10 protein-coding genes are annotated in these 13,182 nt (G+C 45.0%); 3 read left to right on the top strand and 7 right to left on the bottom strand.

What is annotated here, in order from left to right; translation table 11 throughout:
- Positions 1–248: 248 nt before the first annotated feature.
- From MKY14_RS02445 to MKY14_RS02435, 3 genes are all read right to left on the bottom strand, one after another.
- Complete coding sequence (locus tag MKY14_RS02445; RefSeq protein ID WP_340977011.1) at positions 249–3,581, bottom strand: X2-like carbohydrate binding domain-containing protein; 3,333 nt, start codon at positions 3,579–3,581, stop codon at positions 249–251.
- 350 nt (positions 3,582–3,931) lie between these two features.
- Entirely contained in the window at positions 3,932–4,690 is a 759-nt protein-coding gene (locus MKY14_RS02440) for a DUF6612 family protein (protein ID WP_076309246.1), read from the bottom strand.
- A 220-nt stretch (positions 4,691–4,910) separates the two neighbouring features.
- Entirely contained in the window at positions 4,911–6,152 is a 1,242-nt protein-coding gene (locus MKY14_RS02435; protein ID WP_340975696.1) for a purple acid phosphatase family protein, read from the bottom strand.
- Between the two features lie 226 nt (positions 6,153–6,378).
- Here MKY14_RS02435 and MKY14_RS02430 point away from each other — a divergent pair, with 226 nt between their 5' ends.
- From MKY14_RS02430 to MKY14_RS02420, 3 genes are read left to right on the top strand one after another with little or no spacing between them, the layout of a single operon-like run.
- Positions 6,379–7,092, top strand: a complete 714-nt coding sequence (locus MKY14_RS02430; protein ID WP_036683495.1) for a polyphosphate polymerase domain-containing protein — start codon at positions 6,379–6,381, stop codon at positions 7,090–7,092.
- Between the two features lie 2 nt (positions 7,093–7,094).
- The gene (locus MKY14_RS02425) at positions 7,095–7,823 is read left to right on the top strand and encodes a DUF4956 domain-containing protein (RefSeq protein WP_340975695.1); all 729 of its coding nucleotides are present in this window, start codon (positions 7,095–7,097) and stop codon (positions 7,821–7,823) included.
- Between the two features lie 29 nt (positions 7,824–7,852).
- Positions 7,853–9,751 (top strand): CotH kinase family protein, encoded by a 1,899-nt coding sequence (locus MKY14_RS02420; RefSeq protein ID WP_340975693.1) that lies wholly within the window; start codon positions 7,853–7,855, stop codon positions 9,749–9,751.
- Positions 9,752–9,863: 112 nt separating this feature from the next.
- Here MKY14_RS02420 and MKY14_RS02415 read toward each other — a convergent pair whose 3' ends face one another.
- From MKY14_RS02415 to MKY14_RS02400, 4 genes are all read right to left on the bottom strand, one after another.
- Positions 9,864–10,505, bottom strand: a complete 642-nt coding sequence (locus tag MKY14_RS02415; RefSeq protein WP_076187371.1) for a DUF1775 domain-containing protein — start codon at positions 10,503–10,505, stop codon at positions 9,864–9,866.
- Between the two features lie 63 nt (positions 10,506–10,568).
- A complete protein-coding gene (locus tag MKY14_RS02410; RefSeq protein WP_076130654.1) occupies positions 10,569–11,228 on the bottom strand; it encodes a response regulator in 660 nt (219 codons plus the stop codon).
- Positions 11,225–11,998, bottom strand: coding sequence for a sensor histidine kinase (locus tag MKY14_RS02405; protein ID WP_254857126.1), 774 nt, complete (start codon positions 11,996–11,998; stop codon positions 11,225–11,227). The genes MKY14_RS02410 and MKY14_RS02405 overlap by 4 nt, the downstream gene beginning before the upstream one ends.
- Before the next feature lie 286 nt (positions 11,999–12,284).
- Positions 12,285–13,178 (bottom strand): hypothetical protein, encoded by an 894-nt coding sequence (locus MKY14_RS02400; protein WP_340975692.1) that lies wholly within the window; start codon positions 13,176–13,178, stop codon positions 12,285–12,287.
- Positions 13,179–13,182: the final 4 nt, after the last annotated feature.

Below are 13,182 nucleotides of genomic sequence, written 5' to 3'. Positions count from 1 at the left end.
TTTTCAGGGAGGTTTTCCCTAATTTTTATATAGCCAACACTATAGGAACCATAAATGCATCCGACATACCACATAACGTATACCACACCCCCTCTCATAGCACGTACCACATACCACATGATTCATAGAACGTAGCACATAGCGTACATACCACCTATAGCCTGAGGGTTAAAGTAAGAAGCTGCCCCAAAAGTAGAATTTTCTACTTTTTAGGACAGCCTCTTCAGCATAACTATTGGTGAAGATTCTTAGTTAGGTTCATTACCCCAGATCAGGTTACCTGAGATGTAGGCGGGCGCTTTTGTCCAGTCTACAAAATTGGTATCAACCGCATTAAAGGAGTAATCTCCGGTTTGAGTGTAATTTGACCAATCCTCTTTAGCTACTCGCACTTGGATATCGATGCTCGCACCCGCAGCTAGTGAACCTGCTGCACTCGAGAATCCAAGCTCCAGATAATAATCCGCATCCGCTTTAGCCGTTGGCAGCTTCACAAACGTGCCCGTTACATTCGCGCTTCCAGCCTGTGACCAATCGCAGAAGAAGCTTTGTGCCTTCTCTCCGTCAATTGTGTAATAATATCTTAATTTCACATCAGAAAGTGCAACGGCACTTGTACTTGTGTTCACCAGCTTAAACTTTGGATTTAGCGTATTTCCGGAAGCAGTCACTGTACCGTTATACATCTGCACTTTCAGTGCTGCTATAGGAGCTACTGACGTATCTGAGAGAGTGACAACCAAGGATTGTGCCGCTCCGGCACTAAACTCAAAGGTCAGCGTTGTCGTTCCTACCGCTTGAGTTGCCAAATACTCCTTCTTGAGAGTGACTGTTGATCCACTTACCGTATAATCCGTTCCGGCTACGAGGGTTGCCGTTCCGTTCTTGATCGCACTCAGCGTGTTTCCGTTCAACGTCATAGTTACTGCAACGTCTGCCTGATTCGCTGTTTTCTTATCAAATCCCGCGCTTGTTGGCGTTATCGTGGAGTTGGATACTGGTGTTGTAGTATCCGTTACCGCTACCGCCAAGGATTGTGTAGCTCCAGCGCTAAAGCTGAACGTCAGCGTAGTCGTTCCTACCGCTTGCGTCGCTAAATACGCTTTTTTAATCGTCACTGTTGATCCACTTACCGTATAATCCGTTCCGGCTACGAGGGTTGCCGTTCCGTTCTTGATCGCACTCAGCGTATTTCCGTTCAACGTCATAGTTACTGCAACGTCTGCCTGATTCGCTGTTTTCTTATCAAAGCTTGTAGTTATTGGCGTAATGGTCGAGCCTGTAGCTGGTGGATTTACAGGATCAGCATACAAGGTGCCTCGGCCATTCGTACCGAGATATACACGTCCATAGATTCTTGGATCCCCAGTAATCGCCATATTGATCTTAGCGTATTGGTGAGCATCGTCATTAATACGAACCCAAGTTGCGCCAACATCATCAGAACGGAATACGCCCCGTACACCATCAATCTTAGCTACGGTGTACAATGCCATATAAGTTTGGCCCGGAGCAGCCTTACCATAACCAATAAGATCAGCTTCTTCTACATTCGTTAACTTCGTGAAGCTCGCACCTGAATTAGTGGAGTGCCATAGACCATATTTATTCTCAACCGTATTCCCTCCGGCGAACCAAATGTCACCTTCAATACCTGGAACTGCCTTCATACTGATTTGGGCTTCGTTCGGCTGTAATCCAGCCACATTATTGGTCGGGAAGCCCGAAGCTGCGGTGGCAGTAAATGTAGCTCCACCATCCACACTTACATAGAAGATTCCTGCATAAAATCCATAGTATTTGTTAGGATTCACGCGATCAGACGCTATCTTCGCGCCTGCCGGTAATCCTGCACTTGCTGTCCAAGAATTGCCTGAGGTTTTGGAATAATACACCCCGATATCTGAGGTGCTCCACAGAATGGAATTACCACTTGCAGAGACAGCTACTTGTCCATGGCCCACCGTTGTTTTGGTTCCATTGGAAGGCTCGGAGTTTGGCATGTACCAGTTCACTCCACCATCGTTAGAGATACCAATGGACTTCATACTTGGCGTTTTTTCTTTATCTGCACTGCCTACCCGCACCATATAGGACGGACTCAGTTCAGCATAGTCAATACTCATCGTCGTTGCCCATGAAGGACTGGTCTGGAATTTAGTCGGCGCTACCGACAAATCCTCATGACGGAAACCGGAAACGTCACCAAGTGCAGTGATCAAATGGGAGGTTCCTGTTGGCGGGCTAATTAGCCCCAGCACTGCAGTTTCCTCCACGCCTTTTGCCATGACAGAGATATTTACCTTGCCTCCGGTATCCCATGAGGTCAAATTGTTCGAGCCATAAATTGTTGCTCCAGTGCCGTACATCATTCGATTCGAGTTAAATGGATCAATTTCCAAATCACCCATCATCCAGCCTAGCTTCGGTGAAGGATCCAGGGATGTTGAAGTGGTTCCATGATCGAGCCATGGAGCAGCGGTGATGTCCATGCTGAACTTATAAGTCCGTTCTGGATAATTGCCCCAATCCCAAATGCGACTCCAAGTAGCCCCACCATTGGTACTGCGGAAAATAACTTCATCAGGCCACCAAGCGTTTAAGCTGGATACCATCAATGTGTTAGGGTGCTGAGCATCCAGCGCCAATCCACCAAAGCCATACCAGTTATCTTCACCGGTCGTAGGACTGATATTGGTCCAAGCCCCACTAGTTTTGTTGTATTTCCAAACTTCACCCTTACTGCCATCATAGGGACCTACACCATTACTATAAGTAATATAGAGATCACCTGTGGATGACAGCTCGCCGTGATGTGGCAAGAACCCCGTAGGTTGTCCAGCCAGAGCTGTCCAGGTTACTCCACCATCTGTACTCCGATATACGCTGCTAGCCGTATCGGCCACACCGACATATATCGTTTGAGTAGCGTTGCCAAGTGTACCTGTGCTCTTATCGAACGTGATCCAAGACAATCCGACAAGATCATTCCCATAATCAAGTGTCGGATTCTGAATATACGTTCCTACGTTTGGAAAAGAGGTTACCTTTGACCAAGTTACACCCGAATCAATACTCTTCCAGAGACCATTACCACTTCTAGCTCCAAAATAGAGAATGTTGTTCTTATTGGGGTCGATGACTAGACGTTCACCAGCGGAACGGCCAGGCATATTGCCACCTACTTTAAAAGGCAGTGGAGTAGTTTGCCAGGTGTTCCCCCGGTCATTAGAGCGCATAATCTGGCCATTATTATCCCAATGATTAGTATACGTACCCGTTGCCATGTAGACTTTATTAGGATCAATTGGGTCTGTAGCCAGAGCATCTACGCCATTCTTGTTCCAATCCACCCAGCCTACCGAGTCACTAATTGAGACCCAACTGGATGTAGCTTGATTCCAGCGATAGGCCCCGCCAATATCTGTTCTGGCATAAATCAGATTCGGTTCAGTTTGATTAAAAATAATTCCGGGTACAAAGCCCCCGCCAGCTCCCGTTACAACGCTTTTCCAGGTGTAAGGTTCACTTGAGGCTGCATGGGTAGTAGCTGGGAATGCAGAGAATAAAGAGCCTACCATCGCGCCAAGCAGGACCAAAAGTCCTGTTTTCCGGATACGGTTACGAATCACGTTTTACGCCTCCTACGATATAATTGGTTTGTTTATGCCTTCTTCTTACTCTATATCCCTGCTCCTCCCTCCCCCTTAATCCATACCTTCAGAACTTAGACTCCATTTTCTGATAACGCTTTCATTATAATGGTAAGGTTTTTCATTATCGAGAGAAAATGGTTATATTTTGCAGAAGATTGTCTCTAAAAATCGTACCATTTTCACACTTCTGGATACAATTTCACTAAATTTTGATTGAAAATAATTCTGCTGATAAAAAAAACCTCCGGAATAAATCCCAGAGGCTTCTGATATAACTATTCTTCACTAGTATCTACAGGCATAACAATCTCTTTTATACCATTAAAATTGCTGATAGTTGTTTGCAACGTGAGCACTGACTCTGAATTTAAGTTTTCTGATTTCAATGAAGTGAATATTTCTGCCTCCACTTTATGCGGCAAAAGTGTAGTTTTATCCAGCGTATATCTTAGTTTAATCTTGTCTGTCAAATTCTGCTTCATCAATTTCATCGTTTCCTTACTCGCATCATGAGACGATATCTCTATCGAAAGTATGTATTCTTGTTCCTCCTCAGAAACAACGATCCCCTGAGAATCTATCCGGTATATGTCTATATAATCATACGGGTCAATAAATCTTTGTGCGATTTGTTTTTCTTTCGCTGGAATATAATCGTCCTGCTTAATAAATAAATCATCCATTACCTTTGTATGATATTCAGTATCCGATATGTATTCTTCTCGTTCCTTTCCTTCCGCAGTCTCCGATTTTAGATATACGGTATAAGGATTTCTAACATAGTCGACATGAAATGAAACAGCGCTCAACCAATGTTTATCTTCACTTTTTTCCGATTTGCTGGATGTTTCTTCTTGTTTCTCCATTTCTATAGTATAGCTCTCCTGCTTAGCCAGTTCACTCCGAGACATGCTGAGCAGCTCCTCTGCACGCTTATCTCCCTCTCCTTCAGCACCTGATTTAGTGTTCGTTGCACAACCTGTCAAACCTAACATACAAATGATACCGATAAAAACCATTTTTCTGATAAACATATTACTTCCCCTTCACTTCAAATGAAATCCAAATATAACTAAATCTATTTTATCATTATAAAGTTAACAGCTTATATGACGGAAAAGGTAGACATGTGAAAAAACGGCTTAAGATACACAGTTGTTGCGCTGAATTTAGTGTTTTAATGCAAATCAAAAAATACCTCCCCGACTTTACAGCAGAGAAGGTATTTAAATAATATTATCCAATTCTCTTAGCTCAATGTGTCAACACAAACTCATCCAGCAGCTTTCCATCCACATCATAGGCCTGATAGGTTAATGTATCCCCGGTAACGTTAATGCCCGCAAACATTTGCTTATAGTTCTGAAAATGCACCGCATGATAGAACTGATCTTCTTTTTTCTCGTTAAATTTCCCTCCAGAAGCGTTGGTCACCACATAGACTGTCCCTCGTTTAGCATCTTTGGAAATCTCACCTTCTGGAACTATTTTTCCGCCACGTAACGGGTAGGATCTGGAGTATTCATGATTATGACCCTGCAGCACTAAATCAACCTCATACGTATCAAAAATATCCGTCCAATTTTCAACTTTCTTATAGGAGTTCCCCCCGTAAGCCGGTCGGTGCATCGCAACGATTTTCCACTTCTTGTCTGTGTTCTTCAGATCTTCCTTTAGCCACTCCGTTTGCTTTTTTAGATTGCTCTCTGTATTCAGTACCGTTACATGCACTGGTCCATAATCGAAGGAATACGAGGTGCCTGCAATTGAACCCTTTGCCCCATTATCCGGCAGGTTGAAGTGTGAAGTATAATACGTTGCATCCTCATCCACCTCATCATGATTGCCTGTTACCGGCATTAACGGAATCCCTGAAATCCAGCCCTGCACATTGCCAAAAAAATCATCCCAGCCTGCCGAATCCTCCGGATCCTCCGTCAAATCCCCGTTATGCACAATAAATTCAGCTTCAGGAAATGTCTGAAAAGCCTTGTTCAATGTATTTCCCCACAGCTTAAAATCCTCTGCCGTTTCCCCTTGAGAATCCGTTACGTTGATAAAAGACACACTGTCCAGTCCATCTTCTTCCGTTGTAAATTCCGCTGCCGGACTCCATTCTCCTTCAACGCCACTACCCACTCTATAAGTATATAACGTCCCAGGTTCAAGACCCGTAGCTTCCACTTTATGAACACCTTTGGTGCCATTGTCTGTTTTGATGGAACTACTTTTCGCATCTACCCTTTGTACATCCGTATTTGCAAAAGAGGACACTTGTCCCTTTACAATCTCCAGAATGCCTGCTGCACTCGAATCACTTGTATACCAAGTAAACGCGCGGCTTGTGCTCGCATCTCCCTTAAAGGTAGTCACGAGATCATACGGTGCTGGTGAATTTGCATTACTTCCGCTTTTCGATCGTTCCAACCCATAAGCCACTAAAATAACCACAATCACAAGCACTCCTAGGATTATGGCAAATTTATAGTCTCTCATCACGGTACCTCCTTATGAAAATTTCTCTCTAGCCTTCTAAATAAGATAGCCCCCTGCAAAGTCAGAAGTCAAATTTGCACACGAATCTTTATACAGACTTTTGTTAACGCAGTGTAAAACATTCAGCAAACATTCAGTCTATTTTAAGTTAAGCATAAGGTCTGTCTCCTAGAATTAGTCAAGCAGGAAGGTTAGCCAGAGATAGAGAGAGAAACGAGGTGTGAAAATGAATAAGAAGCTTCAATTCCGGCATGAACTTAAATTTTTCATTAACTATCATCAATACCTTATATTGCGCCAGCGATTGCAAAGCTTGATTGATAAAGATCAACACGCTAATGAGAGTGGAGAATACCACATTCGGAGTTTGTATTTTGACGATATCAACAACACGGCACTTGCAGACAAGCTCGGCGGTCTCAGAGAGCGGGCCAAATACCGGATTCGCATTTACAACATTCAAGACAACATCATTCACTTTGAGAAAAAAATTAAAATGGACGATTATATCGCTAAAATCAAAGAACCACTAACCCGGCAAATGTACGACGAGATTATGGCGGGCAACTACGAAGTGCTGAACGTCCCGGACAGTCCGCTGTTCATGGAGTTATACGATCAGATGCGCCATAACCTGCTGCGACCCAAGGTCATCGTGGATTATGTTCGCGAGCCTTATGTTTGCCACAACGGAAATGTGCGAATAACGTTCGATAAAGAACTACGTACGGGCCTGCACTCTACGGATATTTTCGATAAGGATTTGCATCCGATTCGGGCGATTGATGAGAACTTCATAATTTTCGAAGTGAAATTCGATGAGTATATTCCGGAGTACATTAAAATCGCGTTGCAGCTGGAGGGACTGAATAGGCAGTCCGCTTCGAAATACGTGATCTGCCGCAAATTCTTAAAAACTAACACTTGGGAGGATTATTGATTATGAATGCATCACTAGCACCGTTAGCAGCTACAACAACGACTACAGATACTACAAATAATTTTTCAGACATTATTAAAAACTCGGTGATCGACAATTTTGTATCTGATATTAGTATCTCCAAGATACTGATTACCTTGGGCGTAGCTTTTCTGATCGGATACTTCATTTACCTGCTCTACAAACGTGTCTTTAGCGGCGTTTTATATTCCAAAAGCTTTAACGTCTCACTCATGGGCATGACCATGATTACAGCTACTGTCATTATCGCGATTAACTCTAACCTTGTGCTGTCCCTCGGTATGGTCGGCGCATTGTCCATCGTTCGTTTCAGAACACCAATCAAAGATCCAACTGATCTGATCTTCTTGTTCTGGGCAGCTGTAGCAGGGATTGTAACTGGAGCAGGATTTTTCACCTTGGCTATTATCGGTTCGATCATTATCGGCCTTATATTGTTCCTGTTCATTAAACACTCTTCTATCGAAACGCCATACTTACTGGTCATTAACTGCGACAGTGATGAAAGCGAACGTGAAGTACACAGCCATATCACCAAATCCGTAAAACGCTACAATGTGAAGCAAAAAACAGTCTCCGCAAACAATATTGAATTGACGCTGGAGCTTCGTCTGGATGATAAAGTAGGCGGCTTTGTCAACACAGTCTCTGACCTTAAAGGTGTCAAAAATGCACTCTTGATCAGCTATAGCGGTGACTATGTATCTTAATTACAACGAGATGAAAGGCGGTGCCCCAGATGAAAACCAGAGGTAAGTCAATCCTGCTGAGTTTTTGCTGCCTGCTGCTGGTCATCGCCGTAGCCGGGTGTCAGAACGCAAGTCCGTCTGCAACAAATAATCCAACGTCTGATGCTCAGGACAAGGTCATTTCGAGCGATGAGAAAAAGCTAGACGAGCAGGTCTTTCCAAAAGATAAGGTCGTGGATGTCAAAATCACCTTGGACCCGGACGATTTTCAGGATATGCTGGATAATGCCAGTGCTGAAGAATATAAAATGGCTTCCGTCGAGTACAACGGTATGAAATACGATAATGTAGCTGTACGGACCAAAGGAAATCTCAGTCTCAGAAGCGTAGTACAGATGACAGACTCTGACCGCTACAGCTTCAAAATTTCTTTTGATGAGTATGTTAACCAGAATTTATTCGGCATTACTAAGATCAACCTGAATAATAATTACAGCGATGCTTCTTATATGCGTGAATTTCTGACCTATGAGCTCGCTGAAAGTGTCGGTCTCCCGACGCCGAAATATTCCTTCGTCAATGTGTATGTAAATGATGAACTGAAGGGTTTCTATCTTGCAGTAGAACAGATCAGTGATGCTTATCTGGAACGCAATTTCGGCAACACTTATGGTGCACTTTATAAAGGTGTAATGACTGGTCAGGGCAGTGATTTAACTTGGCTGGGCGATGATACAGCCCTCTATACTGGACTAGAAATGAAATCCGATAAGTCTAACGATGATATTCTTGTCGACATGCTGAATGAGCTAAACAACGGCACCGATTATGAAAAATACATCGACGTAGAGGAATCGCTGAAGTATATCGCTCTAAATGCGGTCACGGGTAATATGGACAGTTATTTAGGTGGAAATAAGCAGAATTATTACTTATATGAAGACGATGGGGTCTTCTCGATTCTGCCGTGGGATTACAATATGGCTTTTGGCGGCATGGGAAGCGCAGATGTGTTAATTGACGAGCCTACCCAAGGTGCGTTGGCAGAACGACCACTGATTGCGAAACTGCTCGCTAATGATGAATACAAAACGAAATATCATGAGATTGTTAGTGAGATGATTACTGGCTATCTAGCGGACGATACGTTCCAGGCTCGGATGGATGAGCTGAACACGATGATTTCCAGCTATGTCAAAGCGGATCCATCCGCCTTCTACACTTTCGAACAGTATGAAAATGGGATAAAGGCTGTTGAGACCTTCATGTCGAACATGGCCACAAGTATCCAGCAGCAACTCGACGGTACCATTCCTTCCTCCGGTGACGGATCAGGAAGTGGTGGTGGCATGGGTGGTGGTGGCTTTGGTGGCGGCGCTAAAAATGGCGCAGCTCAAGGCGCTGCGGGTGCTGGGCAGGCCACAGGTGCAAATGGCGCTACTGGTAATACTGGCGCAAATGCAGCAGCACCAAATACCGAAGGACAAGCGGCTACAGGTGGACAGACTGCCCAAGGCGGTGCAGGTGGTGAACCTGGTGCCATGGGCGGACCGGCTATCCCTAATGGCGGCGAGGGGCCTGGCAGTAACTCACAAGCAGCTGCGGGTGGGCAGACTACACAAACAGGGCAAACTGCTCAAGACGGACAGACCAACACTAACGGCCAAGCTGCTCAAGGTGGATTTGACGGCGGCGCGGGTGGTGAGCCTGGAGCTATGGGCGGACCTGCTTTCCCTGAAGGCGGCGGAAATGGTCCTGGTGGTGGCGGCATGGGCGGCGGTGGCTTTGGTGGCGGTATGCCTGGTGGTATGGGCGGTGGCGACTTTGGTGGTGCTGGTACTATGCAGCAAAAAGGCAGCACGAGTGAAGCCATCACAACTGGCGTCGCCATCCTTCTCCTAATACTAACCGCTGCTTTCGTAACCTTTTACAAACGCAAACGGCTGTAGATAAGTAAAAAGTATCCTCATAAACAAATAATTCATGCAAGAAGCCTCCGTCGTTTATTGGCGGAGGCTTCTTGCATGAACACTATATTCTTGTATCACAACTATTTCCCGCTTACTCTTTTCGCCCGCGCAATATACTTATGGTTGCTATTAAAAAGGCTAGTAAAGAGATCCCTAATGCGATATAGACCATTGGGTTGACACTGGTAGAGTTGTTCTCGCTTTCCATGATGGCATTATGTTCTTCCATGCTCATTCCATTGTCACTGGAACCATGAGAATGTTCATCCCCACCGGAGGCTTGCACAATCGAAGTAATAGAATGCGGACTTTCTGTTCCTGCCTCACCAGACCACTGCACCAAGCTGCCATCGGCATAATGCTGATAAGCATCCCAAGCAATGTCGCCTGCAGTATCAGGATTCTTTGCTGTGAAATAGAAACGTTGGAATTGCCCTGCTTTAATTCCTTCTCCATTAGCTATCCAGCTAACTTTGTTCCCCTCAATGGTAACATCCCAGCCCGGTGTAGCCTCATATTGCTTGAACTCGGCACCTGCCGGGATTCGTAGATCCACTTGTGTAGTCGCCACATCTTTTTCTGAAGGAACTTTAAGTGTGTAAGTCTCCCATGCTCCGGTACTGGATTGTGCTGGTGCTACGGTTACATGCGCGCTAGCCACGGCTGCGAACAACAGAAGTGTTGCAGCGGCTGGTGCGAAGAGTGTCATTATTTTGCGAGATAATCTGTTCATAGTTAGAGTGCCTCTTTCTTTAAGTAATTTTATCATTATTCACTTTCATCTCTATCCTCATATTTACCGCGGAAAATCACGTTTACGTGAAGCAAGCCCCTGCTCCAGAGCATAACGCGTCAGCTGCGTACGATTTTGGAGTTGAAGCTTCTGAAGGATGTTTTTCAGATGGTTTTTTACGGTATGCTCCGAAATCGACAGGCTTATGGCAATCTCTTTATTCGTCGATCCGGAAGACACACAGCTTAAAATCTCCTTCTCCCTCGCCGTCAAAGACTCCCCTTCGTCCGTTAATGAAGGAACGGTAAATTCTTTCAAGATTTGAAAAGCCAGCTCCCGGCTTAGCGGTGCTTCTTCATTCACAATGGCTTGCAAATATTCAATCCAGGTGGAAGGTGCCAGATTCTTGAGTAAGTACCCTTGTGCGCCTTGCTTCAGCGCTTCGAGGAGGTGGGAAATTTCGTCCGATACCGTAACGATAACGATTTTGACATAGGGATATTCCTGCTTGATCCGGCGAGTAGTCTCCAGCCCGTCCATCTCCGGCATCTGAATGTCGATAAGAATGAGATCAGGCATCCACTGGGCCGTGAACGCGATCGCCTCAGGACCACTCTCCACTACACCAATGACCTCAAAACTATCATCCATGGACAAAATCTCACACATCGCCTCACGTGCATGCGCATGATCATCCACAACCAAAACCCGGTACCGGCTCATAAACTTCCCCCTCCTTTCGTAATTTCCACATTTGTCCCCGTATTGCCGGAGCTCACCTGAAGCTTCCATCCCATTCCTTCGACACGTTCCTTCATGATCTGAAGGCCGTAACTTCCGTTCACCTCAAAGGGATCATGCTGAAATCCTTCGCCATTGTCGACAATCGCCACGCTCCAGTTTTTCTCAGTGCCTGCACCTGTGATGGAAACCTTCGCCGCTCTTGTATGCTTACGCACATTAATAATAGCCTCTCGGATACAAGATAGCAGTTCTGCTTTTTCCGAAGGAGAGAGGGCTTCATCCTGTAGACTCCAATCCAAGGAAACCTCAATCATAATCTCGTTAGCCATTTGAGCAAGCTGATCTTTAACCGACTGTTCCAATGAAAAAGAGTGCTGCTCAGACACTGGTACCTTCAGATTGGCGATCGCCTGCCGAACATAACGGTTCACCTCGTGGACGGTCTTTTTGATCTGATCCACATTTTCTTCGCTGACTTCCCCATTCCTGCGGCTTGCTTCCAGACGATCTATTTTGACAGATAAAAGAAATAAAGATTGCGCCATCCCATCATGCAGTTCCTTAGCTAGCCCTTCCCGGGCTTTCATTGCCTCTTTGAGCGCACGTTCCTGCTCCAGCTCCCGCTGATTCCGCTCCATCAGCGAAAACAAAGGGACGAGCAATACAAGAGTGAACAAAAATACGAGGACAGGTGTCAAATAATTCCCCAGATCCATCGAGATATAAGGCATTAGAAACTGATGGCGCACGACCTCCCAGATCCCTACCATTAGCGTTGGCAGTAACAGGATCATATACTTGATTCGGTTATACGTTGCTGTCCCCTCCCGTACATCTTATGATTAACAATATCACCGTCACAATTCTGCTACATGACTCGATCGGGCTATTTAAAGTTCTTATTGTTACAAATTTAAGTATTTTAAAAAAATAATGCTATCCTTCATAATATTATAAGCAATATATAGTGAAAATTTATACTTTCTTATATTGTAGCAAAAAAAAGATACATCCTTCGATGTATCTGCATCCCAGTTATAGTGGTGATGTGTAGCGTCCGTATTGAATGTCCATTTCTTTAAAAACATCTCCCTCTTTTTTCAGGAAAAATGTGTTTACGCCTTCCGCTCCCCACCACTCCATACCGAGTAATGGACCTTCAGCAGTTTCCGCCGCAAAAAGAATAGAGAACATCTCAGGTATCACTTCCCCTCCATCATCCACTCTCCAGACGGAAAATTCATCGCCTTGAATGACAGCCGGATAATCCATAAAGGTAAGCCCGGCCTTATCTTCCAGCACGAGACTAAATAACATATCCTGATCCTGTCTAATGAATTGAACGAGATACAGCTGCCGATCACCAGACAGGTCAGCAAGTTTCCAAATGTGCTCTACTTCACGATTTTTCGCAGAAACAATATTCTGCCGCACACTTTCTGCAACATTTAGCGAGGCTTGCTTAACCTCTGTAGGCTTAACAGAGATTAGCGCATTCGCATTAAACTCTGCCTGATCCGTCAGGTAATAGGTCTCATCAGGGGTCGCATTCCCCTCTTCAACCGTATAAAGATACCCTGGCAGATTCATAAAATTGTGAGCCATCTCCCGGCCATTACTGTTCTCCGTACCCTCCTGCCATTTATTCAATTTCACTTTTAGCACTTGCCCATGATCGCCGATCGCTTCATTCAATTGTTGCATTTGCGCATCCAGCCCTTTTTCCTGCCCGGTGACTAAGATGCTCTTGCCAGACTCATCTGCAAAACCAAAATTCGCCTTCAGCTTTTCAGCTTCCAGATAAGCTGCTGGCTGCTGCATGCTTGCCGTTGGCCTTGGCTCTGCACTTGGAGAAGGGGTTGGCTTGTTAGAGCCTGAGCAGCCCGCCAGCAGTAGAACAATAAGGAAACTCACACTGAGCTTATTCATTCCC

Source organism: Paenibacillus sp. FSL R5-0887, assembly GCF_038002305.1.
Lineage (GTDB): Bacteria > Bacillota > Bacilli > Paenibacillales > Paenibacillaceae > Paenibacillus_AQ > Paenibacillus_AQ odorifer.
Note: the sequence above shows the minus strand (reverse complement) of the source record. Positions and strands in the feature narration are given on the sequence as shown.

Bases quoted from the DNA above. Each gene is read 5' to 3' on its own strand.
- MKY14_RS02400 (WP_340975692.1), bottom strand. From the start codon at position 13,178: ATGAATAAGCTCAGTGTGAGTTTCCTTATTGTTCTACTGCTGGCGGGC.
- MKY14_RS02440 (WP_076309246.1), bottom strand. From the start codon at position 4,690: ATGTTTATCAGAAAAATGGTTTTTATCGGTATCATTTGTATGTTAGGT.
- MKY14_RS02445 (WP_340977011.1), bottom strand. From the start codon at position 3,581: ATGGTAGGCTCTTTATTCTCTGCATTCCCAGCTACTACCCATGCAGCC.
- MKY14_RS02420 (WP_340975693.1), top strand. From the start codon at position 7,853: ATGAAAACCAGAGGTAAGTCAATCCTGCTGAGTTTTTGCTGCCTGCTG.
- MKY14_RS02430 (WP_036683495.1), top strand. From the start codon at position 6,379: ATGAATAAGAAGCTTCAATTCCGGCATGAACTTAAATTTTTCATTAAC.
- MKY14_RS02425 (WP_340975695.1), top strand. From the start codon at position 7,095: ATGAATGCATCACTAGCACCGTTAGCAGCTACAACAACGACTACAGAT.
- MKY14_RS02415 (WP_076187371.1), bottom strand. From the start codon at position 10,505: ATGAACAGATTATCTCGCAAAATAATGACACTCTTCGCACCAGCCGCT.
- MKY14_RS02435 (WP_340975696.1), bottom strand. From the start codon at position 6,152: ATGAGAGACTATAAATTTGCCATAATCCTAGGAGTGCTTGTGATTGTG.
- MKY14_RS02410 (WP_076130654.1), bottom strand. From the start codon at position 11,228: ATGAGCCGGTACCGGGTTTTGGTTGTGGATGATCATGCGCATGCACGT.